The sequence below is a fragment of the Xanthobacter sp. SG618 genome (genome assembly GCF_012932745.1).
Classification (GTDB): domain Bacteria; phylum Pseudomonadota; class Alphaproteobacteria; order Rhizobiales; family Xanthobacteraceae; genus Xanthobacter; species Xanthobacter flavus.
In genome coordinates this window covers 103768-130329 of sequence record NZ_JABBHL010000004.1, presented here as the reverse complement: position 1 = coordinate 130329, position 26562 = coordinate 103768, and the positions used below count along the sequence as shown (strand labels likewise).

Sequence of the window (26562 nt, the reverse complement as noted above, 5' to 3'; positions counted from 1 at the left end):
GTGATCCGCGGGTTCGACACGCGAAGAGAATGAACGGACGGCGGGCCTCGGCCCGCCGTTCTTCGTTTTGGACTGCGATGCCAACGTCGCGGGCGTGTTTTTCAGCGCTCTCGACCCCCCATCGCCGTCATGGCCCGGCTCGTCCGGGCCATCCACTTCGCCGTTTGCCGGCGCTTCGATGCCTTGGAGCCGGGCCAGCCCCACGGTGGATCCCCCGCACGCGGCGGGGGATGACGCAGCAAATCAGGTCAGCGTTCGCTAATGTGGAGGGGAACGCCATCTGGCAGCCTGTCGGCTGACAGGCGCCGCCGGAGCCATCCCCCATGTATCTCGCCGCCATCCTCGTGCTGATGCTGATCGCCCCGCTCGCGAGTATCCTCGTCGAGGCGCTGGTGGCGGGTGGGCCGCTGGCGGGACTGGTGTTGAAGTGGTTCGTGTTCTGGGGCGTCGGCGCGCGGCTCGGCCTCGCCGGGCTGAAGCAGGTGACGCAGCCGGCCTTTACGGCGCAGACCATCTTCGAGATCGCCGATCCCAAGGCGCAGGTGATCGTTCAGGAACTGGGCTTCGCCAACCTCGCCTTCGGCCTCCTGGGCCTCCTCTCCCTCGCCTTTCCGGCCTTCCTGCTGCCGGCGGCGGTGGGCGGCGGGCTGTTCTATCTCCTCGCCGGCGTGAAGCACGCGCTGCGGGCGGGCAAGACCCGCACCGAGACCATCGCCATGGTCTCCGACCTCGGCATCGTCGCGGTGCTCGCAGTGGCGGCGGTGCTGTAGGGGTGAGGGGGCTTAGGGGCCGTCTAGCTCGAACAGCTGCCGAGCCGCCTCGAAGACCGGTCGCGGCAGCATCCTGAGGTCGTCGGCCACATACGGCAGGTGGGTCAGATATCGCCCGACGATGCGCCCGACGGCGGCCGCCTGGGCGGCGTCGCGGCGTCGCTTGAGCGGGTCGCGGTCGGGTTGTGCCGAGAGCCAGAGCTTATGGGCTGCGAAGACGCGGGGGTCGGCGGCGACGATTCTCAACGGCGCCCCCCTTTCGTCTATGGCCACCGCCTCGAAGGCCGGCGCGCTTTCGAGCCAGGCGAGCCCGTTGATGGGGATGGCGGTGAGTTCGTCTTCGGCCGTGCCGATGCGCACCTCGCCCGCGCGCCATGGCGGCTCGGCCTGCGGGGTGATGAGGTCCACAAGATAGCCGTCGCGGTTGGCCGCGCGGAAATTCTGGCGTGTCCGCTCGAACGAGCGATCAATCTTGCGCAGCAGCGAGATCAGAGCGCCACCGGCGATATCGGCGGAGGCAGCGAGGCGTAGCGCGCGGCGTGCATCGACGAGCAGGTCCATGTCCTCGGTCGTAGTGACGCTCGCATCCACCATCACTCCGGCAGCGGCCTCGTAAGCATAGACCGCGTTGGTGCCGACGATGCGGATGCCGTGCCCGAGCAGGCCCGCCGCATCCAGCGCCCGGATGATGCGCGCCCCCAGCAGGGGAACACGGCCAAGCAGAAGCGCGCGGTTGATGGCCGTCTGACGGTCGAGGACGGTCTGGAGCGATTTTTCCCGTTCGGTGGCGGCTTCGCGCTGGGCATCCCATTGCGCCTTGAGACGTTCTGTCTCGGGCGAGCGCGGGCCTTCCGTCTTCTGGCGGCGAACGCCGGAACCGTCGTAATAGCTGCGCAGCAGATATTCGCTGCTGCCGCTGTAGTGCCAGACCAGCGAGCCGCGAAATCCGGCCCTCTGGTCGCGCGCTTCCCGCCACGCCTGATAGCGTTGCGCGGTGTTCACCCGCTCGCGCAGCTGATCCTTATTTAATTCATTTATTTCAATTACTTCAACAGGCATAGCGAATTTCCGGCGGAAGTGTTGCAATCAGGATCGGGCAAAAAAGCCCCTGTTGCAACACTCGCGTCTAAAACGCATGTCGTATGTTGATGTAATTGAAAAGAAATAAAAAGGCCGGCGCAACCCCGTTCGGAGGCGGCGCCGGCCCGGCTGTATCGGTGCTTACTTCACCAGCGGGCAGTTGCCGTCCTTGAGGGGGCGGAAGGCCTCGTTGGCGGGGATGGTGGAGACCACTTCGAACAGGTCCCACTCGCCCTTGCTGTCGGCGGGCTTCTTCACCTTCAGCAGGTACATGGGGTGGATGGCGCGGCCGTCGATGCGGATCTCGCCCTTGCCGAACAGCGGGTCATTGATGGGCGTGGCGCGCATCTGCTCCATCACCTTGGGCGCGTCCTTGGTCTTGGCGTCCTTGATGGCGTTCAGATAGTGCATGGCGCTGGAATAGACGCCGGCCTGGGCGCTGGTGGGCATCTTGCCGTTGAACTTGGCCCCGAAGCGCTTGGAGAAGGCGCGGGTGTCGTCGTTCAGGTCCCAGTAGAAAGCGTCGGTGAGCACGAGGCCCTGCGCCGCCTGCAGGCCGAGGGCCTTCACGTCGGACGAGAAGATGAGCAGGCCGGCGAGCTGTTGGCCGCCCTGGGTGATACCGAACTCGGACGCCTGCTTCACCGCGGTGATGAGGTCGTTGCCGGCATTGGCGAGGCCGATGACCTTGGCGCCGGAGGACTGCGCCTGCAGCAGGAAGGAGGAGAAGTCGGTGTTCGAGAGCGGGTGCTTCACGCTGCCCGCCACCTTGCCGCCGGCCGCCTTCACCGCCGCGGAGGCGTCGCGCTCCAGCGCCGCGCCGAACGCGTAGTCGGCGGTGATGAAGAACCACGGCGAGCCGCCCTGCTTGGTGAGGGCCGATCCGGTGCCGTTGGCGAGCGCCCAGGTGTCGTAGGTCCAGTGCACGGTGTTGGGCGAGCACTTGGCGCCGGTGAGGTCGGACGTGCCGCCGCCGGAGACGAGGAAGATCTTGTTCTTCTCTTTGGTGATGTCGCTCACCGCCAGCGCCACCGAGGAGGTGGTCACGTCGAGAATGGCGTCCACATTCTCCTGATCGTACCACTTGCGGGCGATGGAGGCGCCCACGTCCGGCTTGTTCTGGTGGTCGGCACCCACGACCTCGATCTTGAAGCCCTTGTTCTTGGCCATGAAGTCGTCAGCCGCCATCTGCGCCGCGACCACCGAGCCGGGCCCGGAGATGTCGGCGTAGACGCCGGACATGTCGTTGAGCACGCCGAGCTTCACCGTGGTGTCTTCGGCCTTGGCCGCGCCCGTCAACAAGGCGCCGATCGCCGCCGCCGCCAACAGGGCGCGCGAGTGCCGCATGATCCCAGACGTCATCGTCCTTCCTCCCTCTTTCATCGCGGATGCGGTGCGCGGGAACGCCTTTGGCGACACCGTGGCGGTGCCGTCCTTCCCGTCGTCCGGTCGGCCTGAGGCCAAACCGTTTCGCATCTCGCTACCACGCTAACGGAGCGCGAGCCGCCCCGCCAGTTGTGCCTTAGACCAAGGGCGTAACCGTCGCGTGTCAGCGGCTGCCGCTGACCATGCCGGACACGCCGGCGAAGGCGCCCTCGACCAGCTCGGCCACGAGCAGGCGGCCGGGGTCCACCGGGCCGGGCAGCGTCACCTGGCCGAAGGGCACGCGGCGGAAGCCGAAGCGGGCGTAATAGGGCTCGTCCCCCACCAGCACGACCAGCCGGTGGCCCTGCTGGCGTGCCACGTCGAGCGCATGCTCCATCAGCCGCGCGCCGATGCCCACGGACTGGAACGGCGGCTCCACCGTGAGCGGGCCGAGCAGAAGGGCGGGCGTCGTGCCGATGCTGATCCGCGTGAGCCGGACCGATCCCACCAGCATGGTGCCGACCCGCGCGGTGAAGGAGAGGGCGCGCTCGTGGCCGGTCTGCTCCCGGATGCGGAAGGCGGTGCGGGCGAACCGGCCGGGGCCGAAGGTGCGCTCATGCAGCCGGTCGATGGCCGCGTCGTCGGCGGCCGTCTCCACGGCGATGGACAAGGGAAGCTCGGTCATGGGGAAAACTCGCGAGGCAGGGCAGAAGGCCCGCGAGTTCGGCGGGCCGGCTTCAGGCGGGCGTGACGGCGCGGGCGCGGATGCGCAGCGTGTCCTGTCGTCGTCGCTGAAGCCGAAGGCCCATGGTCCCCTCACGAGAATGGGGCGGGCGGATAGCATGGCACGGGCGGAAGGTCCAGCGGGGGGAGAATGCCTCCCCTCTCCCCTCGCGGGAGAGGGGGCGGGGGTGAGGGGGCTGCCTGGGCTGGGGGAAGCGCGGGACAAAGGGCGCCACACCCCTCACCCCAGCCCTCTCCCGCAAGGGGAGAGGGGGCTCATTCCCCCTCAGGCCCGGTAGATCCACCCGTAGCGGTCCAGCAGCGCCGGGCCTTGCCGGCGCAGCACCAGATCGCGGGCGAGGCGGGGGGCGCCGGAGAGGTGGTAGACCATGCCGTTGCGCCGCGCTTCCGACTGGATGCGCGCGGTGCGGCCCAGCCGCTCGGCCTCGTAGGCCTTGAGGGCGGTGGCGGCGTCGGTTTCCTTCTGGAGCGCGCGGGCGAGGGCCGCCGCATCCTCGATGCCCTGCGCCGCGCCCTGGGCGAGGAAGGGCAGCATGGCGTGGGCGGCATCGCCCAGCAGCGTCACGCGCCCGGTGCTCCAGCGGGGCAGGGGATCGATGTCGTAGAGGCCCCAGCACAGGAAATGCGGCGCCGCCTTCAAAAGCTCGCGCACCTCCGGCGCCCAGTCGGCGAAGGCGGCGTGGACGGCGGCGCCGTCACCGGGCGCGCTCCAGCGAGCCACCGGCTCGGTGTGCTTGACGATGGCGACGAGGTTCAACGTCGCCCCGCCCTTCACCGGATAGACCACGAGATGGGCGTCGCGCCCCATATAGAGCCGCACGTCCGGCGGATGGCGGGCCGGCACGGGAATGGTGGCGCGGTAGGCGAGGCGCTGGGCGAACACCGGCGGCTTGGCGACGCCCAGATGCGCCCGCACCGCCGAGCGCACGCCATCGGCGCCGACAAGGATGTCCGCCCCGTGGGCGATGAGATTCTCGCCCTGCTTCACCACCGCCCGGACGCCGCCGAAGGCCGGCTCCACGGCGGTGAGCTCGGACCCGAGCGCGATCAGCACGCCCTCGGCCTGCGCCGCCTCGGCGAGGAGGTTCTGCAGGTCCGCCCGGTGCACCACGAGGAAGGGCGCACCATAGCGCGAGGCGGCCGGGCCGTAATGGGCGCGGGTGATGGTGGCGCCGCTGGCGCCGCTGCGCACGTCGAGGGAGCGCGGCGTGACCGCCACCTGTTCGAGGCGCGGCAGCAGGCCGAATTCGCGGATGATGCGGGTGGCGTTGGGGGTCAGCTGGAGGCCGGCGCCCACCTCGCGCAGCTTGCGCGCCTGTTCCACCACCTGGACGGTGAGGCCGGCGCGGCGCAGGGCGATGGCGCAGGCGAGCCCGCCGATACCCGCGCCGACCACCACGGCGCTGCGCGCGGCGGTGCGGGGTTTCGCCCGGAAGGGGATGGGATCGGCCATGGCAGGACCCGGCTCCGTGAAGGAGCCGGCCGAATAGTCTTTCTTTGCGGCGGCGATCAGGCCGCCTCGAACAGGCCCAAGATGCGGCTAAAGGCGCATCAGGCCGGGGAGGTGTTCTGCGGCGGTCAGGCCGCGTGTCTTGTCAGCTTGCCCGTTACCGGGCCGGTGCGTCACGCGGCGGACTTGGCCACGGGCTCGCCGTGCCACACGGCCGCTTCCGGCTTCGCTTCGCCGGCGGCGAGCGCCGGGTTGTAGCGATAGAGCGTGGAGCAGTAGGGGCACACGTGCTCGTCATCGTCGCCGAGGTCGATGAAGATGTGCGGATGGTCGAAGGGCGGCTTCGCACCGATGCACATGAATTCCTTGCTGCCCACCTCGATGACGGTGACGCCGAGGTCGTTGCAGAAGTGGGGAATGCCGGTGTCCGCCATGGTTCCGCCCATGCTTGTCCAAAAAAGCGCCGCGACCTTAGCGTCTGATGGCCGCCTGCGGAAGGGCAGGAACGCGGCAAAGGCCGCGGCAGATCGGCCGTCCCTCCCGCAAGCGCTGCCCCTATTGGGGCCGCGCGGGATCAACATTCCGGCAGGGAGGGGTTATGTCCATGAGCAACACCATGTCCTCAGCCCCATCCGTGCCACGCGGCATTCTGCGCCGCGCCCACTGCACGGATGTGATTCCCCGCCAGCCCGGCTCCCGCCGCTAGCTTTCCGGACATCCAGGGGCCCGCGGTCCGCCACTCGCCTGCGCTGATGCGCGGGGCGGGGGGCCGCTGACGCGCCCCGTCCTCTTCCCTTCGCGGCGTCGCGCGCCGCGCGTTCCCGTTCCAATCAGGGACCGGCCTTTCGCGCCCCATATGGCGCGGCCGGATCGTGTCATGTCGTTGTTCCAGACCCACAAGCGCGGGGTGTCGTTCCGCGCCATCTTCGCCTTCCTCTTCACCCATTGGGCGAAGCGGAAGGGAATCATCGCGGCCACTTTGGCCGCCGTCCTCGTCTCCACCCTCGCCGAGGTGCTGGTGCCGCTGTTCGCCGGCCGGCTGATCGACGCCTTGTCGCTCGCCGACCGGGAGACGGCCTGGCACCTCGCGACCATGGCCTTCCTCGCCATCGTCGGCCTCGGCGTGACGATGGTGAGCGCGCGGCATGCCACCTACTTCATCATCGTGCGGCTCACTTTGCGCATGATGTCGGACGTGGCGGCGGACGCTTTCGCGCGGGTGCAGCGCTTCTCGTCGGACTGGCACGCCTCGTCCTTCGCCGGTTCCACCGTGCGCAAGATCTCGCGCGGCATGTGGTCCCTCGACGTGCTGCACGACACCCTGCTGGTGGCGCTGTTCCCGTCCGTGGTGGCGCTGGGCGGCACGGCGCTGCTGCTCGGCTGGAACTGGCCGGTGCTGGGCGCCGTGGTGGCGGTGGGGGCGGTGGCCTTCATCGGGCTCACGCTCGCTTTGTCGGTCCACTACGTCGCCCCGGCGGCGCGCCTCTCCAATGCGTGGGACACCCGCGTGGGCGGTGTGCTGGCGGACGCGGTGGGCTGCAACGCCGTGGTGAAGGGCTATGGCGCGGAGGCCCGCGAGGAGGAGCGGCTGGAGCGGGTGCTCGGCAAGTGGAACGCCCGCACCTACCGCACCTGGATGGCGGCCACCTGGGCCGGCACGGCACAGCTTCTGGCCCTGGTGGCGCTTCAGGCGTCCATCATCGGCACGGCGCTGGTGTTGTGGCACCAGGGGCAGGCGAGCGCGGGCGACGTGGCCTATGTGCTCACCTCCTACCTCGTCATCCATTCCTACCTGCGTGACATCGGCATGCACGTCCACAATCTCCAGCGCTCCATGAACGAGCTGGAGGAGCTGGTGGAGATCCACCACCAGAAGGTGGGCGTGTCCGATGCCCCCAACGCGGTGCCGGCCAAGGTGGAGGAGGGGACGATCGCGTTCGAGAACGTGACCTTCCACTATGGCGGCCACGCCAAGCCGCTCTACGAGACCCTCTCCGTCACCATTCCGGCGGGGGAGCGGGTGGGCCTCGTGGGGCATTCGGGCTCGGGCAAGACCACGTTCGTCAAGCTCATCCAGCGCATGCATGACGTCTCTTCGGGGCGTGTCATCGTGGACGGGCAGGACGTGCGGGACGTGACGCAGGGTTCCCTGCGCCGCGCCATCGCGGTGGTCCAGCAGGAGCCGGTGCTGTTCCACCGCTCGCTGATGGAGAACATCGCCTATGGCCGGCCGGACGCCTCCTTCGAGGAGATCCGGCGGGCCGCGGAGCTGGCCAATGCGGCCGACTTCATCGCCCGCCTGCCGCGCGGCTACGGCACGCTGGTGGGCGAGCGGGGCGTGAAGCTCTCCGGCGGCGAGCGCCAGCGCATCGCCATCGCCCGGGCCTTCCTCGCGGATGCGCCCATCCTGATCCTGGACGAGGCCACCTCCAGCCTCGATTCAGAATCGGAAGCGGCGATCCAGGATGCGATGGAGCGGCTGATGGTGGGGCGCACCACCCTCGTCATCGCCCACCGCCTGTCCACCGTGCGCTCGCTCGACCGCCTGATGGTGTTCGACAAGGGCCGCATCGTGGAGGAGGGCGACCACGACAAGCTGGTCCGCCGCGAGGGCGGCCTCTACCGCCGCCTGTTCGAGCGGCAGGCGATGGAGCTGGCCAAGGGATTGGCGGCGTGATGAGAAAGGCCTTCCCGCCTTCGGGCGGGGAGGCCGCCAAAGGCTGGCGCCCCGGGCGCATGCAGCGACAGCGGAATGCGAGCCGGGGCCCAGCGCAGGAGTCCGCCGAAGGCGGCTCAAGCGGAAAAGGTGTCGGGCATTGCCGGCTGCGCCGGACTGTCCCCTGGGCCCCGGCTCGGCGCTCCGGCTGCGCTGTCGCTTGTCCGGGGCATCCACCGGGCCGCATGTGGGGTGCAGGATGTGGGGTGCGGGAAACCTGAGACCCACCCCGGCGGAGGGGTGGATCCCCCGGACGAGCCGGGGGATGACGCGGGGATAGAAGTCCCCGGACATGCACCAGAGGCGGCGCGCCTCAGAAGTTCTTGTCCGGCCAGCGGCACAAATCGGTGATGAGGCAGCGGCTGCATGCGGGCTTCGTCGCCTTGCAGATGTAGCGGCCGTGCAGGATGAGCCAGTGGTGGGCGTGCAGTTTGAAGCGGTCGGGGATGCGCGCCTCCAGCCCCAGCTCCACCGCCAGCGGCGTCGCGCCGGGGGCAAGGCCGGTGCGGTTGGCGACGCGGAAGAGGTGGGTGTCCACCGCGATGGTGGGCACGCCGAAGGCGATGTTGAGCACCACGTTCGCCGTCTTGCGCCCGACTCCGGGCAGCGCCTCCAGCGCCTCCCGATCCTGCGGCACCACGCCGGCATGGCGCTCCAGCAGCAGACGGGACAGCTCCACGACATTCTTCGCCTTGCCCCGGAACAGGCCGAGGGTGCGGATGTGGTGCGCCACCTCGTCCTCCCCCAGCGCCACCATGGCGGCAGGGGTGGAGGCGGCGGCGAACAGGCCCTTGGTCGCTTTGTTCACGCCCGTGTCGGTGGCCTGGGCGGAGAGCACCACCGCGACGAGCAGGGTAAAGGCGTCGGTGTGGTCCAGCTCGCCCTTGGGTTCGGGGTCCTGCGCCTCGAAGCGGGTGAAGGCCTCGGTGATCTCGGCGTCAGACCAGGGCGAGACCGTCTTGCCGTGCACCGCCGCCGCCGCATTGGCCACCGCCTTGTTGCGGCGGGGGATGGGAGCGGGCAGGGGGGTAGCGGCTTTGGCGGCGGGCTTCTTGCCGGCTGGCGCCTTCGCCGCCTTGCCCTTGGCTTGGGCGATGGGCGGCGCCCTGGAGGGCTTTCCAGCGGATGCTGTTGCGTCACCGGCCGCGGGCTTCGCCCCCTTTGCCGTGCGCGGGCGGCGCGGCGGCGTGGCGGCTTCAGCCTCTGGGTTGGCGACGGGCTTGATGGCCGAGGTCTTGGGCGGGGTGATCCTGCGCGGCATTTTTCGGGTATACTGCTCAGCAATGCCCCAGACCAGCGACCGAGACAGCGCACCCGAGACGCACGCGCAGGCTCAAGACGAGCCCGTGGTCTATGCGGTCACGCTCGCGCCGCACCGCTCCCTCTCCAAGCGCGGCTTCTTCTGGGTGATGGCGGGCATCGGCGCGGTGAGCTTCGTGTCCGGCGCGGCCTTCCTCGCCATGGGGGCGTGGCCGATCTTCGGCTTCTTCGGCCTCGACGTGCTGCTGATCTACATCGCCTTCCGCGCCAGCTTCCGCTCGGCCCGGGCGCGCGAGCACATCCTGGTCACGCCGAGCCTCGTGGAAATCCGCCGCGAGCCGGCGGCGGGGCGGCCTTCCACCACACGGCTCAATCCCTTCTGGACCCGCCTGTGGCGCAAGGACGACGAGGAGCTGGGGACGCTGGATGTCGCCCTCATCAGCGGCAAGCGCACCGTGCCGGTGGGCCGCTTCCTCGGTCCCGTCCAGAAGGCGGAGCTGGCGAGCGACCTGACCGAGGCGCTGGCGGTGGTGAAGAGGGGCGTGACGCGCACGCAGTTCTGAGGGTTCCCCATAAAGCCCGCGCGGCGCCTGAGCGAAGCAACGATCAACCGCTCAGAGGAACGGCCGCGTCACCATGCCGAGCAGGCCGCGGAAGCGGATGCGGCCGTCGAAGGCGGCGAGGCAGATGCATTCGCCGTCATCATCCACGCGGGGGGAGTGGTCCACCTCTGCGTCGCACTCCACGAGATCGCCGGGGCCGTAATGGCCGTCCGGGTCGCTGAAGCCGCCGCAGATCACATGGGTGAATTCGAGCCCCGCATGGGTATGCTGGGGAATGGCCCGTCCCGGCGCGATGCGGAACAGCAGCACCTGCGCGTCCGGGTCTTCCTCCAGATGCACGAGGCCGAGCCGAACACCCGGTGCCACCGGCACCAGGCGGCCGATGCGGCGGGAGGCGATGGCCGGCGGCAGCACCACGCCGGGGGGCAGCTTCAGCCCCTCGGGCAGCGGCCAGCGCTTCGGCGGCGTTGCTCCCGCGGCTTCCGCATGATGGAGCGCGGCGGGATTGCGACGTGTGGACGGGCGATCAAGCCGCGCCAGCGCGCGGTCGAGGGCGTCGGGAGCGAGGGCGAGGGGCTCGCAGGCCTCGAGCAGAGCGCCGCCGACGGACATCAGCCGGGCCACCGTCGCCCGGCATTCGGGACATCCTTCGAGATGCACATCCACCAGCAGGCGGGGACCGGCCGGCAGCGTGCCCGCCGCGTAGCGCAGCAGGGTCTCGGTGCCGGGATGGGTCGAAGCACTCATTTCAGGTCTTCCAGCAAAGCGCGCAGACGGTTGAGCGCGAGGCGCACGCGCGACTTGGCGGTGCCCAGCGGAATGCCCAGCTCCTGCGCGATCTGCGAATGGGGTTTCTCCTGAAAGAAGGAGAGGCGGACGATGGTGGCCTGTTCCTCCGACAGCTTGGCGAGGGCGGCGCGCACGCGCGCTTCCCGCTCGGCGGTCATGAGGATGGTCTCGCCCGAGGTCTCGTCAACCTCGTCCTCGTGGGCCTCGGCCTGATAGGTATCACCATAGCGCTCGCGGCGCTTGAGGTCGATGGAGAGGTTGCGGGCGATGGTGAAGATCCAGGTGGAGGCGGCGGCGCGGGTGGGGTCGAAATAGGCCGCCTTGCGCCACACCGTCAGCAGGGTTTCCTGCGCCAGCTCCTCGGCGGCATTGGCGGAGAGGCCGTTGCGCACGAGATAGGATTTCACCCGCGGCGCGAAATGGCGGAACAGCCGGCCGAACGCCTCGCGATCGGCGCGAGTGGCGATGGCGACGATGAGTGCGCTCAGCTCGGCGCCGGAGGCGGCGACCCGTGGCTCGGCGGGCTGGACGCTCATGGCCGAGGCTCCGCCCGGACGAACGCCGCCGTTCGGCAGCGTTCGGGTGCGACGCGGCTTCGGCAGTTCGACGATGAGACTGGGCTCGGCGACATTCATGCTCTCGATACGCGGAACGCGGCCGGGCGGATGATGGGGCCGGCCCGGAAAAAATTCGGCCGGACCCGCCCCCTGACCACCGGCGCAAGCCGGACCCTAGCCGAGCGGCGGGTCCGGCTCCACCAACGTCACCGTGACCGGGGAACGTCCCCGCCGTTATCCCCGGCCGTCATCCCCCGCCTTGTGCGGGGGATCCACGGTTTGGCCAGGTCTGCCCTGCGTATCGCTTTGCAGAGCAAAAGCTGAAGTGGATGCCCCGGACGAGCCGGGGCATGACGGCGTCGATGATGACGACGGCTTCAGCGAACGGCGACCTCGCGCGTCACCGTGACCGGGCTCAGTACTCGATGACGCCCTCGAGCGCGTAGTGCTTGACGCTCTTGCGGTTGGCGATCAGCTCGTCGATGGACGGCTCGCTCTTCAGCGCGCGGGAGATGGCGAGCTTGGTCGCCTCGTAATTGGTGCGGTAGAGGTCGGCCTTGTCGAGGTTGGGGTCCTCGGGGCAGCGCGGGTCCAGCCACACCATGATGATCATGGCCAGCTCGTCCACCTGATCCTTGGGGATGATGCCCTCGCTGACGCAATCGACGATGGCGTCGCCCATGGCCGCCTGCACGACGCCGCCGAGCAGTTCCACATATTCGGCGGTGTGGATGGTGGCCTTGGTGGTCATCATCGTCGCCGGGCGCACCATCTGGTTGAGGTCGCGCACCACGAACATGCGGGTGTGGCCCTGCACCTGCCCCATCATGGAGGCGAAGGCCTGACCCACCGGGCCGCGCACCGAGCCGATCAGCACTTCCGGCATGGCGTCCGTCACCTGCCCGTCCGCCGCCAGCACCGTCGCCTCGCCCGCCTTGAACCAGATGTCGCTCATCATTTCCTCCTCGTTGGGAGGCGGCAGCAAAGCACCCGCCACCCCGCCCGTCCAAGGCGACCCTGCGTCGCTGGTGCCAAAGGGCACTGGTGCGGCGCCTCGGGTTGAATGGCGGCGCGGGCCGTGGCACCTCTGGCGCGAGAGGGGTGCCCGCGGGCGATTCGCGCCCGCACCTGAAGGAGCCGGCGATGCCCACGCTCTTCCGCATTCTGGTGGTGCTGGCCGTGCTCGGCGGCCTCGGCTATGCCGCCTTGTGGGCGCTCGCCACGCGGGTCGAGCCGCAGGAGCGGGAACTCTCCTTCACCGTCGCCCCCGAAAAGATCGGCAAATGACGACGCCCGGCGCGACGGCCCAAGGTCCGGTCGCGCTGTTCCTCGACATGCAGGCGGTGGAGCGCGGCGCGGGCGCCAATACGCTGGACGCCTACCGGCGCGACCTGACCGACCTCGCGGACTTCCTCGCCCCCCGCGCCATCGCCGCGGCCGATACGCAGGCCATCCGCGACTGGCTCGCCGATCTCTCCACCCGGGGCTTCAAGGCCACCACCGTGGCGCGGCGCCTCTCCGCCGTGCGCCAGTTCTTCCGCTTTCTCTATGCCGAGGGGCACCGGGGGGATGATCCCGCCGCCGTGCTGGAAGGCCCGAGGCGCGGGCGGCCTTTGCCCAAGGTGCTCACGGTGGAGGAGGTCTCCACCCTGATCGAAACCGCCCACGCCCGCGCGGCCGAGGTCCCGGCGGGGGAGGGCGAGGCCGCCGGCAAAGTGCGCGCGGAGATGCTGAAGCGCCGGCGCACCGCTGCCGTGGTCGAGCTGCTCTATGCCAGCGGCCTGCGCATTTCCGAACTCGTTTCGCTGCCGGCCGCCGCCGCGCGGGCGCGGGGCGATGCCATTCTCGTCACCGGCAAGGGCCGCAAGGAACGGCTCGTGCCGCTCTCCGATCCCGCGCGGGCGGCCATGGCGGCCTATCTCGATGCGCGCAAGGCGGCGGGGCTGGAGGCGTCGCGCTGGCTGTTCCCGTCCTCGGGCGAGAGCGGCTACGTGACCCGCCAGCAGGCGGCGCGGGATCTGAAAGAGCTGGCGCTCGCTGCTGGGCTCGATCCCGCCAAGCTCTCCCCTCACGTCCTGCGCCACGCCTTCGCCAGCCATCTTCTGGCCCACGGCGCGGACCTTCGGGTGGTGCAGACCCTGCTCGGCCATGCCGATGTCTCCACCACCCAGATCTATACCCATGTTCTGGACGAACGCCTCAAGAGCATGGTGCGCGACCTTCACCCGCTTTCGGACGAGTGAGGCGGCAGGGGACTGAGCCCCGGTTCCCCGGACAAGCGACGGCGCAGCCGGAGCGCTGATCCGGGGCCCAGCGCAAAACTCCCGCGCAGTGGGCAATACCCATGAGCGGGGATCAGGAAGCGCCTGCCGCGGCGTCTCGCGCTGGACCCCGGCCCGCATTCCGCTGGCGCTTCATGCGCCCGCGTGCGCTCAGAACCGCGTCACCACAGCCGCGAGGGGCGGGCGGGGGCGGTCTTCCAGCTTCTGGGTGGCGGTTCCGATATAGATGAAGCCGACGAAGCGCTCGAACTCGTCGAGGCCCAGCGCCGCGCGGGCATTGGCGTCGTAGGTCGTCCATTCGGTGAGCCAGGTGGCGCCGTAGCCCAGCGCCGCGCAGGCGACGAGGATGTTCTGGCAGGCGGCGGCGGCCGACAGCAACTGCTCGTATTCCGGGATCTTCACGTGCGGTGCCGCCCGCGAGACCACCGCCACCACGAGGGGGGCGCGCAGGAAACGGGCGCGCTCATCCTCCAGCCGCTTCTCCCCGACGCCCGGATCGGACTGCGCCAGCGCCTCCGCCAGCAGCGCGCCGGCCCGGTCGCGGCCGTCCCCCTCCAGCACGATGAAGCGCCAGGGGGCGAGCTTGCCATGGTCCGGCACGCGGGCGGCGATGGTGAGGATGGTGTCCAGCTCCTCCGGCGACGGGCCGGGGGCGGTGAGATCGAGCACGCGCGACGAGCGGCGGGTGGCGAGCAGGGCGATGGTCTCGGGGCTTGTATCGGTCATGGGGGCAATGGCATCCGATGAAAGGGTCCGGGGCAATCTACAGAGCGGCCGCCCGGTAAGGAACCGCGCGGGCGCGGCGGCAACCGGCCGCAGGCTGACGCGGCGGGTGACTTGAATCCGCCCCGAATTTTGTGCACGTCAGGGGCATGATCCGCTTCGCTCGTGCTTTCCCCCGGTTCCGCGACCCCCGGCCGTCCGCCCCGGCGTCGCGGATGTGGGCGGTCGGGCGCGCGATGCGGGTGGCTGCATTGGGGATCTGGGCCGCGCTGGCGCCCCTGGGTCTCGTTGCGGGAGCAGGGCCCGCCGCCGCGCAATCCATGCAGTTTCTCGGCCCGCCCACCACGCCCCCACCGCCCGGCCCGTTCGGCACCCCGCCCGCCGCGCGGCCCACCGGGCTGCCGCCGGGCCTGCCTCCGCCCCCCGGCCAGCCCGGTCCCTCGGCGCAGGCCGGCCAACCCGGCCGCGAGCCGCATTCCGTGCTGCCGCCGGCACCTCCCGGCAAGGCGGCGCTCGGCGTCTATGCGCGCTTCGGTGCGGAAGGCGGCTCCATCCCACGCGGCCTCGTCTGGCGCGTCTTCGCCGACCAGCCGGAGGCCTCCACCGGTGCCTTCCCGCTGGTGGCGGAGAGTTCGGAGCCGGCGCCCGTCTTCTTCCTCAATCCGGGCGGCTACATCGTCCACGTCACCTACGGCTTCGCCACCGCGGCGCAGCGGGTGCAGATGGGGCCGGTCTCGCGCCGGCAGGCGTTCGAGGTGCCGGCCGGCGCCCTGCGCCTCGCCGCCGACGTGGACGACAAGCCCATCCCCGCCCAGAAGCTCACCTTCGACATCTTCGAGGGCTCCTTCCTGCAGGGCCGCACCTCCAGCCAGCCTTATTATCGCGGCGCCGCCGCGGGCGACGTGGTGCTGCTGCCGGAGGGCACCTATCACGTGGTTTCCACCTATGGCGACGCCAACGCCGTGGTGCGCGCGGACGTGATCGTCCAGCCCGGCAAGCTCACCGATGCGACGGTCCATCACCGGGCGGCGCAGATCAGCCTGAAGCTGGTGAAGGTGGCCCACGGCGAGGCGCAGGCCGACACCCAGTGGACGGTCATCACCCCCGGCGGCGACACCATCAAGGAATCCATCGGCGCCTTCCCGACCCTCGTGCTCTCGGAAGGCGACTATTCCGTCATCGCCCGCAAGGACGGCAAGAATTTCAGCCGCGACATCAAGGTCGAGGCCGGCAAGAACCAGGAGGTGGAGGTTCTGGCGAAGTGACGCCCGTCCGCCGCCTCGTCCGGAGGGTCCCCATGGTGCGTCTTTTCCTGCGTGCGACCGGCGTCGTCGCGCTCCTCGGCCTCGCCACGCCGTTTCTTGCCGCCGCACCCGCCAGCGCCGCCGACGCCGCGGCCGGGCAGGCGATCGCCCAGCGCTGGTGCGCCAGCTGCCATGTGGTCGGGACCGCGCCCCAGAGCGCCGCCAGCGACGCCCCCACCTTCGCCAGCATCGCCGCGCGCGACGGCGACCTTTCCGGCCCCTGGCTGGCCTTCCGCCTGCTGAAGCCGCACCCCCAGATGCCCCAGGTCTCCCTCACCCGCGCCGAGGCGGCGGACCTCGCCGCCTATTTCGCGACGCTGAAGAAGTAGGCGGCAAAAGGAACGGGGCGCCGAAGCGCCCCGTCCGTCAGATCATTGAGCCTCACGCGACGAAAGCTCACGCCGCCTTGGCGGCCAGCACCTTGCGCTTGAGGTCCGGCGGCACGGCCTCGTCCACCAGCGCCGCCACCACCTCGTCCAGAGACCCCGAGGTCTGGGCGTTGGAGCCGAGGCGGCGGATGGAGAGGGTGCGTTCGGCCGCCTCCTTCTTGCCCGCCACCAGCAGCACCGGCACCTTGGCCAGCGAGTGCTCGCGCACCTTGAGGTTGATCTTCTCGTTGCGCAGGTCGAGTTCCGCGCGAAGGCCGGCCGCCTTCAGCTCGCGCACCACCTCGGCGGCGTAATCATCCGCATCCGAGGTGATGGTGGCCACCACCACTTGGGTCGGCGCGAGCCACAGCGGGAAGTGCCCGGCGAAGTGCTCGATGAGGATGCCGGTGAAGCGCTCCATGGAGCCGCAGATGGCGCGGTGGATCATCACCGGCGTCTTCTTCTGGCCGTCCGCATCCACATAGAAGGCGCCGAACCGCTCCGGCAGGTTGAAGTCCACCTGCGTGGTGCCACACTGCCATTCACGGCCGATGGCATCCTTCAGCGTGTATTCGAACTTGGGACCGTAGAAGGCGCCTTCGCCCGGCAGGATGCCGGTCTTGATGCGCCCGCCCGACTGGGCCTCGATCTCGGCCAGCACGCGGGTCATCACCTCCTCGGCGTGATCCCACACGGCATCCGAGCCGACGCGCTTCTCCGGCCGGGTGGAGAGCTTCACCACGATCTCCTCGAAGCCGAAATCGGCGTAGGTGGAGAGGATGAGATCGTTGATCTTCAGGCACTCCGCCGCCATCTGCTCCTCGGTGCAGAAGATGTGGGCGTCGTCCTGGGTGAATCCGCGCACGCGCATCAGCCCGTGCAGCGCGCCGGAGGGCTCGTAGCGGTGCACCGCGCCGAACTCGGCGAGGCGCATGGGCAGGTCGCGATAGCTCTTCAGGCCGTGCTTGAAGATCTGCACATGGCCGGGGCAGTTCATCGGCTTCAGCGCGAACACGCGCTCGTCCTTGGTCTCGTCGCCGGCCGACTGGACCTTGAACATGTTCTCCTTGTACCAGCCCCAGTGGCCGGAGGTCTCCCACAGGGAGTGGTCGAGCACCTGCGGGGCGTTGACCTCGCTGTAGTCGGCCTTCAGCCGCCGGCGCATGTAGGCGACCAGTTCCTGGAACAGGGTCCAGCCCTTGGGATGCCAGAAGACCGTGCCGGGGCCTTCCTCCTGGAAGTGGAACAGGTCCATCTCCCGGCCGAGGCGGCGGTGGTCGCGCTTCTCGGCCTCCTCCAGCCGGTGGAGATAGGCGCCCAGCTCCTTCTCGTCCTGCCAGGCGGTGCCGTAGATGCGGGTGAGCATCGGGTTGTTCGAATCACCGCGCCAATAGGCGCCCGCCACCTTCATCAGCTTGAAGGCGTTGCCGATCTTGCCCGTGGAGGGCATGTGCGGGCCGCGGCAGAGGTCGAACCACTCGCCCTGCTTGTAGATCTTCACGTCCTGGTCTTCCGGGATCGCGTCGACCAGCTCGACCTTGTAGTTCTCGCCCTTGGCGGCGAACACGCGCTTGGCCTCCTCGCGCGTCCACACTTCCCTGGTGAAGGGGCGGTCGCGGGCGATGATCTCGCGCATCTTCGCCTCGATGACCGGCAGGTCTTCCGAGGTGAAGGGGGCGTTGCGGGCGAAGTCGTAATAGAAGCCGTTCTCGATCACCGGGCCGATGGTGACCTGGGTGCCCGGCCACAGCTCCTGCACCGCTTCCGCCATCACATGCGAGCAGTCGTGCCGGATCAGCTCCAGCGCGCGGGGATCGTCGCGGGTGACGATCTCGAGCTTCGCGTCGCGGGTGATGGGCTGGGACAGGTCGGCCAGCTCCCCGTCGAGGGTGACGGCCACGGCCTTCTTGGCGAGGGATTTGGAGATGGCGGCGGCGATATCCGCGCCGGACGTCCCCTCGGCATAATCGCGCTTGGCGCCGTCGGGGAAGGTCAGGGAAATCATGTCTCGGCTCCTTGCGGCCCACTCCTGCGCACCTCGCAGGTAGGCCTTTTCGTTAAGCGCGCCCTTTTAGGCGAGGCCATGGCGCCGCGTAAAGCGCGCGCGCCCGACGCCGGGGGCGAACGGGGCGCCCAGGCAAGGCCGGCGACAGCCCCGGGGCGGGAAAAACACGCGATCCACGCTCCGGATACCGTTCAGCAATCCTTCAGGACCAAAATGCTTCAGTGCTTCGGCCGCGTCCCCCCTTTCCCTCGCGCGCGGCCTCGGCTAATCGGAATGCGGGGTCGTGAGTGTTCGCCATGCCGGCGTCGTTCCGGAAAGGTCCAGGGAGGGCCTTTTTGGGAAGGCAGGGCGGGTCACGCGGGGTGGGAAACCGGTCGGGCGCCTTTGGTGGCCGCACGATCGGCGAGGACACCGCTCGACCGGGTTCATAGCCCGGGATGCGTCTAGAAGAGGCCGGCATGATGCCTGTGACGATCAAGACCTTGACCTTCGCCGCCCTGCTTCAGGTGGGCGTGTTTGCCTTCGCCACCGGCGCCAGCGCCCAGGTGGGCCCGCGCGGTGGCCCGGGCGCCGTGATGGACATCGACGAACAGCCGGGCCTCACCGCCCCGGACGATGACATCGCCCAGCTCGATCCGCAGTTCCGCCACCAGCCGGTGTATTTCCGCACCACGGAAAAGCCCGGCACCATCGTGATCCACACCAACGAGCGCTTCCTGTACCTCGTGCAGGGCGACAACCGCGCCATGCGCTACGGCATCGGCGTGGGTCGCGACGGCTTCCAGTGGTCGGGCCTGAAGACCATCGAGCGCAAGGCCGAGTGGCCGGACTGGACCCCGCCGTCCGAGATGATCCAGCGCCAGCCCTATCTGCCGCGCTTCATGGCCGGCGGCCCCGGCAATCCCATGGGCGCCCGCGCGCTCTATATCGGCGGCACCGTCTACCGCATCCACGGCACCAACCAGCCGCAGACCATCGGCTACGCCGTGTCGTCGGGCTGCTTCCGCCTCGTGAACAGCGAGATCATCGACCTCTACAGCCGTGTCCCGGTGGGCACGAAGGTCGTGGTTCGCCAGCAGGCCGCTCTCTGAGAGCGGCCCTTTCCGACACATTTTCACTGGGGGACTTCATGAAGACGATCCTGGCCCTAATGGCCGGCGCGGCCCTTGCGCTCGGCGCGACGGCGGCAACTGCGCAGACCCTCAAGACCGTGAAGGACCGCGGCGAACTGGTCTGCGGCGTCTCCAAGGGGCTCCCCGGATTCTCCGCGCAGGATGCCTCCGGCAAGTGGTCGGGCTTCGACGTCGACGTCTGCAAGGCGCTGGCGGCGGCCATCTTCGACGACGCGAACAAGGTGAAGTACGTGCCGCTGACCGCGGACGAGCGCTTCCCCGCCCTCACCAAGGGCGATATCGACGTGCTCTCGCGCAACTCCACCTGGACGCTGGAGCGCGAGGCCAAGCTCGGCCTGCTCTTCACCGCCATCAACTATTATGACGGCCAGGGCTTCCTGGTGCGTGACGCGCGCAAGGTCACGTCCGCCCTTGAGCTCGACAAGTCCAAGGTCTGCGTCCAGGCGGGCACCACCGCCGAGAGCAACACCAAGGACTATTTCGCCGCCAACGGCATGACGCTGGAGCTGGTCACCCTGCCAACCTCCGGCGAGCTGGTGAAGGCGTATGACGAGGGCAAGTGCGACACGCTCACCACCGACGTGTCGCAGCTCTATGCCCTGCGCCTCACCATGGCTAAGCCCGGTGACCACATCGTGCTGCCCGACGTCATCTCCAAGGAGCCCCTCGGCCCCGTCGTCCGCCAGGGCGACGACCAGTGGTTCAATCTGGTGAAGTGGACGGTGTACGCGATGATCAATGCCGAGGAGCTCGGCGTCGCCACCAACACGCTGGACGCCGCGATCAAGTCCCAGAAGCCCGAGGTGAAGCGCCTCGTGGGCAATGAGGGCAATTACGGCGAGGAGCTGGGTGTGACGAAGGACTTCGTCGTGCGCATCGTGAAGGCGGTGGGCAATTACGGCGAGAGCTTCGAGCGCAACGTGGGCGCCGCTTCCAAGCTCGGCATCCCGCGCGGCATCAACCAGCTGTGGAGCATGGGCGGCATCCAGTACGCGCCGCCGGTGCGCTGATAGGGGTCGCGGATCGGCGGTGCGCTGATCTCTGCGGCTAAGCTGTTGGTCAAGCTGATCATTCGAAACGCCGCGCTCGCAGGGATGTGAGCGCGGCGTTTCCGTTCCGGCATCGACCTGCCTTGAAAGCGTGTCCTAATCTCCCCGGCGCTTCATGCCCCGAGGAGAATTGGATGACCGAGGTTTCCCGTCGGACCCTTCTGGCCGGTACGGCCGGCATGGCCGGTGCCATTGCCGGTGGACTGGGTGGCGCCGCCGCCCAGACGCCCGCCCAGCCCGTCGCCGGCACCCAATCCACCCCCGCCCCCAATCCCGATGCTGCCAAGGCATCCGGCCCGGTGCAGGTACCGAGCGCCTATCGCTACAAGGTCGGCGACGTGGTGGTGACGGCCATCTCCGACGGCATGCGCACGATCCCGCTGTCCGACACCTTCGTGCGCAACCAGCCGAAGGACGCGGTGAATGCGGCCCTGAAGAAGGCCTATCTGCCGGAAAACCAGGTGCCGATCTCCTTCACCGTCCTGCTGCTCGATATCGGCGGCAAGAAGGTGCTGATCGATACCGGAAATGGCGGGCAGGCCGGCCCCGTGGGCCTCGTGCGCGGCACCCTGCAGGATCTGGCGATCGACCCCGCCTCCATCGATCAGGTGGTCATCTCCCATTTCCATCAGGACCATATCAACGGCCTGCTTGCCGCCGATGGCACGCCCGCCTTCCCCAAGGCGCAGCTGATGGTGCCGGAGCGCGAATGGGCGTTCTGGATGGACGACGGCCAGATGAGCCGCGCGCCTGATGGCCTCAAGGCCGGCTTCCAGAATATGCGCCGCGTGTTCAAGCCGTTCGAGGGCAAGGTGGAGCGCTACGCCTGGGACAAGGAGGTTGCGCCGGGGCTGAAGGCGGTCGGCACGCCGGGCCATACGCCGGGGCATACCTCTTTCGAGCTGGATTCGGGCTTCGACACCCTCTTCATCCAGTCCGACATCACCAATCTGCCGGCCCTGTTCGTGGCCAATCCCGGCTGGCACGCCATGTTCGACATGGATGCGGCGGCGGCCGAGGCGGTGCGGCGCAAGACCTACGACCGGCTCGCGGCGGACCGCATCCTGGTGGCGGGCTATCACTTCCCGTTCCCCGGCGCGGCCTATCTGGAGAAGCAGGGCGACGGCTACCGCTACCAGCCGGTCTATTGGCGCCCGGTGCTCTGAGGGCCGAGCGGCGGGCGTCTCAGCCCGCCGCCACCTCGCCGGCGATCCAGGCGAGATAGGCCGGCAGCCCGCCTTCGAGCGGCAGCACCACGATGGCGGGCACGTCGTAGGGGTGGGCGGCGCGCACCGCCTCCACCACTTCGGCCGCGCGCTCCGATGTGGTTTTCAGCATCATCACCGCCTCGGTGCCGCGTTCGATCTGCCCCTCCCAGCGGTAGATGGAGACCATCTCCGGCAGGATGTTGGCGCAGGCGACAAGGCGCGCCTCCACCAGGGTGCGGGCCATCTCCTCGGCCTCCGCGACGCTGGGGAAGGTGGCGTACACGATGCGCGCGGGCATGGGTTCCTCCGGGGCGCGAGGCGGGGCAAACGGGCCGATGCGCCTCAAACGCGACCCTACCATCCCTCCCGGCGCCTCGACAGACGGCGGCGGGACGGCTAGACCGTTCCCGGCCCCTTCCGCTCCCGGCCCGCCGACCGGACGATCCTCCTGACCGACGCACCGATGAGCGAACCCCGTTTCCAGCGCATCGCCTTCGTTTCCAGCCAGACGCCCGAGGCCGAGACCGCGCGCGAGCGCCTCATCGCGCGCTATGGCGAAGTGGCGGAGGAAGACGCCGACGTGGTGGTCGCCCTCGGCGGCGACGGCCTGATGCTGCAGACCCTGCATCGCTTCCGCGAGCGCACCCTGCCCATCTACGGCATGCACCGCGGCTCGGTGGGTTTCCTGATGAATACCTTCCGCGAGGAAGGGCTGGTCGAGCGCCTCACCGCCGCCCAGCAGGTCACCATCCATCCCCTGATGATGGAGGCCGTCACCTCAACCGGCATGCGCCACCGTGCCCCGGCCTTCAACGAGGTGTCCCTGCTGCGCCAGTCCTACCAGGCGGCAAAGCTGCGCATCTCCATCGACGGCAAGATGCGGCTGGAGGAGCTGATCTGCGACGGCATCATCGTCGCGACCCCGGCCGGCTCCACCGCCTACAACCTCTCCGCCCACGGGCCGATCCTGCCGCTGGGCACGGCGCTTCTGGCGCTCACCCCCATCTCGCCCTTCCGCCCCCGCCGCTGGCGCGGCGCGCTGGTGCCGGACCGCGCGCGCATCGACATCGCCGTGATGGAGGCCGACAAGCGCCCGGTGAGCGCGGCGGCCGACCATTTCGAGGTGCGCGATATCATCGCCGTCTCGGCCCGGCTCGATACCACCTCCTCCGTGGACATGCTGTTCGACCCCGACCATGGTCTCGACGAACGCATCCTGCGCGAGCAGTTCGTCTACTGACGCCCCGGGCGCCGGCGAGCCATGGTCTTCTCCTCCGTCACCTTCCTGTTCTATTTCCTGCCGGCATTCCTGCTGTGCTACTTCGCGACCCCAGGCGTGCGCGCGAAGAACATGGTGTTGCTCGCCTTCTCGCTGGTGTTCTACGCCTGGGGCGGGATCGCCAACGTGGCGGTGCTGGCGGTGTCCATCGTCGGCAACTATTTCCTTGCCCTCGCCATCGACGGCCGCAGCGAGCGCTGGCGGCTCCGCGTGCTGGGCCTCGCGGTGGCGGCGAACCTTGCCGGGCTCATCGCCTTCAAATATTCCGGCTTCCTGGCGCAGAACCTCAATCTGCTGCTGGCACCGGCGGGCCTCGCGCTGCCGGTGGTGCATCCGGCGCTGCCGCTCGGCATCTCCTTCTTCACCTTCCACGCGATCTCCTACCTCGTGGACGTGTACCGCCGGAAAGCCTCGGCCAACGGGCGGTTCGAGGAGATCGCGGTCTACATCACCATGTTCCCGCAGCTGGTGGCGGGACCCATCGTCCGCTACTCCACCATCCACCGGCGCATCCGGCAGCGGCGCACCACGCTGGGCCGCGTCTCGGCGGGCCTGCGCATCTTCGTCATCGGCCTCTCCTGGAAAGTGCTGATCGCCGACGAGGTGGCCCCCGTGGTCAGCGCGGTGTTCGACCACACCGCCACCCCCAATCTCGGCGAGGCATGGCTCGGCGTCACCGCCTATGCGCTGCAGATTTATTTCGACTTCGGCGGCTATTCCAACATGGCCATCGGCCTCGCCATCGCCATGGGGCTGAAGTTCCCGCGCAACTTCAACCTGCCCTATGGCGCGCGCTCCATCTCGGATTTCTGGCGCCGCTGGCACATGAGCCTGTCGAGCTGGTTCCGCGACTATCTCTACATCCCCCTCGGCGGCAACCGGCATGGCCACTGGCACACGGCGGCGAACCTGTGGACCGTCTTCCTGCTCTGCGGCCTGTGGCACGGGGCGAGCTGGACCTTCGTGATCTGGGGCGCCCACCACGGCACCTTCCTGGTGCTGGAGCGCACCCGCTTCGGCGCGTGGATGAAGGCGGCGCCGCGCGTTCTCTCCCACCTCTACGTGCTCTTGGTGGTGCTCACCGGCTGGGTGTGGTTCCGCGCCGACAGCCTGCCCCAGGCGCTGGAGCTGTTCCAGGGCCTCGTGGGGATGAACGGCGCCGGCTATCTTTCCGCCCAGCTGGAGGTGGAGCTGAAGCCGGTGACGCTCGCCATCCTCGTGCTGGCGTGGCCGCTCGCCATGTTCGGCCTGCCCCGTCCGGGCGGCAGGAGCATGGCGCCGAAGGTCCGGCTCGCCGTGTTCGGCGCGGTGGACAGCGTGGTGGTGTGGGGCCTGTTCGTGCTCTGCGTGCTCTCGGTGGGAGCGGCGACCTACTCGCCCTTCCTGTACTTCCGGTTCTAGGCCGTGTCCGTGGGAAACGGCCTAGATTTTTGCTTTGACGCGTTTTCTTCACGCGAACCGGGCGCCACTTCGCTCGAAACCGCTATGGAAAAGGGAGGGACGCGATGCCGCTTCTGATGTCCTTTCGCCGCTGGTGGGCGGTGATCTTCTTCGCCATCCTCACCTTGCCCACCATCGGCCTCATCGCCCCGGACCTGCCGGCGCCGCTTCGCACCGTTGCCGCCCCCGAGGCGCGCTGGTGGGAGGACGCGGCGCGCCGGCTCGATCCCTACATCAACAACGTCTTCGGCTTCCGCGGCGCGGTGCTCACGGCCCACCGCTCCTATGTGCGCTTCATCGGCGACACCCAGGGCGACCTCGCCCTGAAGGGCGAGAACGGCTCGCTCTTCCTGAAGGACGAGCACGCGCTGGAGCAGTCGCTCGGCCAATTGGTGCGGCCGGAGGCGGTGAGCGGCATCGTCGCGCTCGCCGAGCGCATGAACGCCTACATGAAGGCCCATGGTGGGCGCTTCGTCGTGCTCATTCCGCCCAACGGCCACACCACCAATTTCGAGAACCTGCCCGCCTATGCGCGGCGCCTGAAGGTCTCGCCCACCGAGTACGATCTCGTTGCGGAGAAGATGAAGGCGGCCGGCATCACCTTCGTGGACATGCGCCCCATCCTCGCCGAGGCGAAGAAGACCGGGCCGGTGCATTGGCGCTACGACACCCACTGGAACCAGCGCGGCCAGCTCCTCGGCTTCAATGCCGCCATGGCCGCCGCCGGCCGCCCCGATCTGGAAGTGAAGCCCGAGGACGCCCTCGGCCCGCCCGAGCCGCGCCTCACCGGCGACCTGCTCAGGGCGACGGGCGCGCCCGTGCCGAACCCGCCGGACGTGATGTTCCCGCCCAAGGGGCCCATGGTGGCGCCGAAGGACCCGAAGCTCATCCCCGGCATCTTCAAGCCGGTGCCGGACAACGATCCGTTCCAGCCCTATGCCATCGACACGGGCCATGCCGGCCCGCGCATCATGGTCATCGGCGACAGCTTCTCGCAGGGCTCCTGGCGCGGCCTCGGCGTGTCGCAGGCGTCGGCCTATGCCTGGATGCACCACCGCTATTGCCGCTTCGAGATGGGCGCCGTCGAGCGGTTCAAGCCCGACATCCTCATCTACGCGCCAACCGAACGCGCCATGCCCTGCAAGGGCACGCCGGCGGAGTGATCCCGACGCAAGCAGGCGACGCTCACCGTGCGGGCGTAGCGAACTGCTGCTGGATACCCTCCACCCCGTCCTCCGTCACACGCCAGGCCGGTGCGCCGGCCTTGACGGTGAAGATGTCGAGCAGCACGGCGTTGGCCGACCCGCTGTTCACCCCCGACATGGGCTTGCCCGAGGGCATGGAATAGCACTGTCCCGCCGACGCCTTCGCGGGGGCGGCGCCTTCGAGGTATAGCGTCATTTCCCCTTCGATGACGCAGGTCAGCCCGCCGTCATCGTGAAAATGGATGGGTGCCCGCGTGCCGGGCGCCCGCACGGTGCGATAGACGATGGTTTCCCGGCCCTGGCCGTCGGGCTGGCGGAAGATCTCCTTCGAATCCAGCGCGCGGGTCGGTGTCCCCGGCAGTTCGGCCGCGGTGATGCCGCCATGCCCCTGATGGACGGCGGCCGCATCTTCCGCAAAGGCATCGCTAGCAAGGAGGGCGATGGCGCACAGGCACAGGCCCGCGCACCATGCCTTTGGCGTCGCATTCCCGTGACCCGCGTCTCGCGACTCGCGCTGCATGTCGATCATCCCGGATGAGGGAGCGCTGGGGAGGCGGACAGATGGCGGTGCCGACGCTCAGGCCTTCGGCGTCCGCGCCTTCAGGTCCATGCCACCGCCCGGCGGGCGCTCGCGCTCGGTCAGTTCATCGACAAAGGAGTAATCGAGATAGCCGCAGCGGGCGAGGGACTTCATGACCCGCATGTCCACCCGCCCGTCCACGATGGCGGCGTCGTCCACATGGACCCCGACGATCTCGCCGATGATCATGTGCTGGTCGGGCAGCGTGCCGTCCTTCCCCCTGGGGCGGAAGGTCTCCACATAGACGCATTCGAGGGCGCAGGGGCTGGCGGCGACGCGGGGCGGCTTCACGAGGCGCGAGGGCGCGCGCTCGAGGCCCACGAGGTCGAACTCGCTCACGTCGCGCGGGGCGGGGGCGGAGGTGAGGTTCACCGCATCGATCAGATCGAGGGTGGCGAGATTGCAGACGAACTCGCCGGTGGCCTCGATGTTGGCGGCGCTGTCCTTGTGGCCGGCCGAGGAGAACATCACCAGCGGCGGCGCCTCGCAGATCAGGTTGAAGAAGGAATAGGGCGCAAGGTTCGCCACGCCTTCCGGCGTCAGCGAGGAAATCCAGCCGATGGGGCGGGGGGCGACGATGGCCTTCAGCGGCGAGAAGGGCAGGCCATGATTGCGCTTGGACGGCTCGTAGAACATTGCGGGGCAGATCCTGATCCGGACGATGGCGGACCATAGCCGCTCCGCCCGCCGGA

27 protein-coding genes are annotated in these 26562 nt (G+C 69.1%); 13 read left to right on the top strand and 14 right to left on the bottom strand.

Features of this window, described 5'->3' with window-relative positions:
• Positions 1–323 precede the first annotated feature (323 nt).
• Complete coding sequence (locus FHT36_RS12615) at positions 324–770, top strand: DUF6790 family protein (protein WP_169122854.1); 447 nt, start codon at positions 324–326, stop codon at positions 768–770.
• Between the two features lie 12 nt (positions 771–782).
• Here FHT36_RS12615 and FHT36_RS12610 read toward each other — a convergent pair whose 3' ends face one another.
• The 5 genes from FHT36_RS12610 to FHT36_RS12590 form a co-directional block, all read right to left on the bottom strand.
• On the bottom strand, positions 783–1856 hold the full coding sequence (locus FHT36_RS12610; protein ID WP_246702203.1) for a nucleotidyltransferase domain-containing protein: 1074 nt from the start codon (positions 1854–1856) through the stop codon (positions 783–785).
• 135 nt (positions 1857–1991) lie between these two features.
• A complete protein-coding gene (locus tag FHT36_RS12605) occupies positions 1992–3212 on the bottom strand; it encodes an ABC transporter substrate-binding protein (RefSeq protein WP_237353713.1) in 1221 nt (406 codons plus the stop codon).
• A 187-nt stretch (positions 3213–3399) separates the two neighbouring features.
• Positions 3400–3900 carry a GNAT family N-acetyltransferase gene (locus FHT36_RS12600; protein ID WP_169122853.1) on the bottom strand — a complete coding sequence of 167 codons (501 nt, stop codon included), beginning with the start codon at positions 3898–3900 and terminating at the stop codon, positions 3400–3402.
• A gap of 324 nt (positions 3901–4224) precedes the next feature.
• A complete protein-coding gene (locus tag FHT36_RS12595; protein WP_169122852.1) occupies positions 4225–5412 on the bottom strand; it encodes an FAD-dependent monooxygenase in 1188 nt (395 codons plus the stop codon).
• A 170-nt stretch (positions 5413–5582) separates the two neighbouring features.
• On the bottom strand, positions 5583–5843 hold the full coding sequence (locus FHT36_RS12590; protein WP_169123200.1) for a zinc-finger domain-containing protein: 261 nt from the start codon (positions 5841–5843) through the stop codon (positions 5583–5585).
• 443 nt (positions 5844–6286) lie between these two features.
• Here FHT36_RS12590 and FHT36_RS12585 point away from each other — a divergent pair, with 443 nt between their 5' ends.
• Positions 6287–8086, top strand: coding sequence for an ABC transporter ATP-binding protein (locus tag FHT36_RS12585; RefSeq protein ID WP_169122851.1), 1800 nt, complete (start codon positions 6287–6289; stop codon positions 8084–8086).
• A gap of 352 nt (positions 8087–8438) precedes the next feature.
• On the opposite strand, the gene nth is transcribed toward FHT36_RS12585, so the two are convergent.
• Positions 8439–9221 carry an endonuclease III gene (gene nth / locus FHT36_RS12580; RefSeq protein WP_407077076.1) on the bottom strand — a complete coding sequence of 261 codons (783 nt, stop codon included), beginning with the start codon at positions 9219–9221 and terminating at the stop codon, positions 8439–8441.
• 250 nt (positions 9222–9471) lie between these two features.
• Between nth and FHT36_RS12575 the strand changes: the two genes are divergently transcribed.
• Positions 9472–9948, top strand: a complete 477-nt coding sequence (locus FHT36_RS12575) for a DUF2244 domain-containing protein (RefSeq protein ID WP_348644447.1) — start codon at positions 9472–9474, stop codon at positions 9946–9948.
• Between the two features lie 51 nt (positions 9949–9999).
• Here FHT36_RS12575 and FHT36_RS12570 read toward each other — a convergent pair whose 3' ends face one another.
• The 3 genes from FHT36_RS12570 to fae all read right to left on the bottom strand — a co-directional run bounded on the left by FHT36_RS12570 (position 10000) and on the right by fae (position 12249).
• Positions 10000–10695: a ChrR family anti-sigma-E factor gene (locus FHT36_RS12570; RefSeq protein WP_169122848.1), complete on the bottom strand. Its 696-nt coding sequence runs from the start codon at positions 10693–10695 to the stop codon at positions 10000–10002.
• A complete protein-coding gene (locus tag FHT36_RS12565) occupies positions 10692–11273 on the bottom strand; it encodes a sigma-70 family RNA polymerase sigma factor (protein ID WP_169122847.1) in 582 nt (193 codons plus the stop codon). Before FHT36_RS12565 ends, FHT36_RS12570 begins: the two co-directional genes overlap by 4 nt.
• A 436-nt stretch (positions 11274–11709) precedes the next feature.
• Entirely contained in the window at positions 11710–12249 is a 540-nt protein-coding gene (gene fae, locus FHT36_RS12560) for a formaldehyde-activating enzyme (RefSeq protein WP_169122846.1), read from the bottom strand.
• A gap of 188 nt (positions 12250–12437) precedes the next feature.
• Between fae and FHT36_RS12555 the strand changes: the two genes are divergently transcribed.
• Both FHT36_RS12555 and FHT36_RS12550 read left to right on the top strand, forming a co-directional pair.
• Entirely contained in the window at positions 12438–12581 is a 144-nt protein-coding gene (locus tag FHT36_RS12555; RefSeq protein WP_024278335.1) for a hypothetical protein, read from the top strand.
• Entirely contained in the window at positions 12578–13537 is a 960-nt protein-coding gene (locus tag FHT36_RS12550; RefSeq protein ID WP_169122845.1) for a site-specific tyrosine recombinase XerD, read from the top strand. The genes FHT36_RS12555 and FHT36_RS12550 overlap by 4 nt, the downstream gene beginning before the upstream one ends.
• Positions 13538–13726: 189 nt before the next feature.
• Here the strand turns inward: FHT36_RS12550 and FHT36_RS12545 are convergent, their stop codons facing one another.
• A complete protein-coding gene (locus tag FHT36_RS12545; RefSeq protein ID WP_169122844.1) occupies positions 13727–14302 on the bottom strand; it encodes a nitroreductase in 576 nt (191 codons plus the stop codon).
• Between the two features lie 317 nt (positions 14303–14619).
• Here FHT36_RS12545 and FHT36_RS12540 point away from each other — a divergent pair, with 317 nt between their 5' ends.
• Positions 14620–15564, top strand: coding sequence for a hypothetical protein (locus FHT36_RS12540; RefSeq protein ID WP_246702202.1), 945 nt, complete (start codon positions 14620–14622; stop codon positions 15562–15564).
• Between the two features lie 32 nt (positions 15565–15596).
• A complete protein-coding gene (locus FHT36_RS12535) occupies positions 15597–15932 on the top strand; it encodes a cytochrome c (RefSeq protein ID WP_169122842.1) in 336 nt (111 codons plus the stop codon).
• Positions 15933–15999: 67 nt separating this feature from the next.
• Here the strand turns inward: FHT36_RS12535 and thrS are convergent, their stop codons facing one another.
• Positions 16000–17976 carry a threonine--tRNA ligase gene (thrS, locus tag FHT36_RS12530; protein ID WP_169122841.1) on the bottom strand — a complete coding sequence of 659 codons (1977 nt, stop codon included), beginning with the start codon at positions 17974–17976 and terminating at the stop codon, positions 16000–16002.
• A gap of 458 nt (positions 17977–18434) precedes the next feature.
• On the opposite strand from thrS, the gene FHT36_RS12525 reads away from it, so the two are divergent.
• From FHT36_RS12525 to FHT36_RS12515, 3 genes are all read left to right on the top strand, one after another.
• On the top strand, positions 18435–19067 hold the full coding sequence (locus FHT36_RS12525) for a L,D-transpeptidase (protein ID WP_169122840.1): 633 nt from the start codon (positions 18435–18437) through the stop codon (positions 19065–19067).
• Between the two features lie 38 nt (positions 19068–19105).
• Positions 19106–20119, top strand: a complete 1014-nt coding sequence (locus FHT36_RS12520) for an amino acid ABC transporter substrate-binding protein (protein ID WP_169122839.1) — start codon at positions 19106–19108, stop codon at positions 20117–20119.
• Positions 20120–20292: 173 nt separating this feature from the next.
• Positions 20293–21324, top strand: a complete 1032-nt coding sequence (locus tag FHT36_RS12515; RefSeq protein WP_169122838.1) for an MBL fold metallo-hydrolase — start codon at positions 20293–20295, stop codon at positions 21322–21324.
• Positions 21325–21343: 19 nt separating this feature from the next.
• Here the strand turns inward: FHT36_RS12515 and cutA are convergent, their stop codons facing one another.
• On the bottom strand, positions 21344–21664 hold the full coding sequence (gene cutA / locus FHT36_RS12510) for a divalent-cation tolerance protein CutA (RefSeq protein WP_169122837.1): 321 nt from the start codon (positions 21662–21664) through the stop codon (positions 21344–21346).
• Between the two features lie 165 nt (positions 21665–21829).
• On the opposite strand from cutA, the gene FHT36_RS12505 reads away from it, so the two are divergent.
• From FHT36_RS12505 to FHT36_RS12495, 3 genes are all read left to right on the top strand, one after another.
• Complete coding sequence (locus FHT36_RS12505; protein ID WP_169122836.1) at positions 21830–22606, top strand: NAD kinase; 777 nt, start codon at positions 21830–21832, stop codon at positions 22604–22606.
• 21 nt (positions 22607–22627) lie between these two features.
• Positions 22628–24046 (top strand): MBOAT family protein, encoded by a 1419-nt coding sequence (locus tag FHT36_RS12500; protein ID WP_169122835.1) that lies wholly within the window; start codon positions 22628–22630, stop codon positions 24044–24046.
• A 104-nt stretch (positions 24047–24150) separates the two neighbouring features.
• Positions 24151–25248 carry an alginate O-acetyltransferase AlgX-related protein gene (locus FHT36_RS12495; RefSeq protein ID WP_169122834.1) on the top strand — a complete coding sequence of 366 codons (1098 nt, stop codon included), beginning with the start codon at positions 24151–24153 and terminating at the stop codon, positions 25246–25248.
• 22 nt (positions 25249–25270) lie between these two features.
• Here FHT36_RS12495 and FHT36_RS12490 read toward each other — a convergent pair whose 3' ends face one another.
• On the bottom strand, positions 25271–25810 hold the full coding sequence (locus FHT36_RS12490) for a cupin domain-containing protein (RefSeq protein ID WP_169122833.1): 540 nt from the start codon (positions 25808–25810) through the stop codon (positions 25271–25273).
• A gap of 57 nt (positions 25811–25867) precedes the next feature.
• Positions 25868–26506, bottom strand: a complete 639-nt coding sequence (locus FHT36_RS12485) for a flavin reductase family protein (RefSeq protein WP_169122832.1) — start codon at positions 26504–26506, stop codon at positions 25868–25870.
• Between the last annotated feature and the right edge of the window lie 56 nt (positions 26507–26562).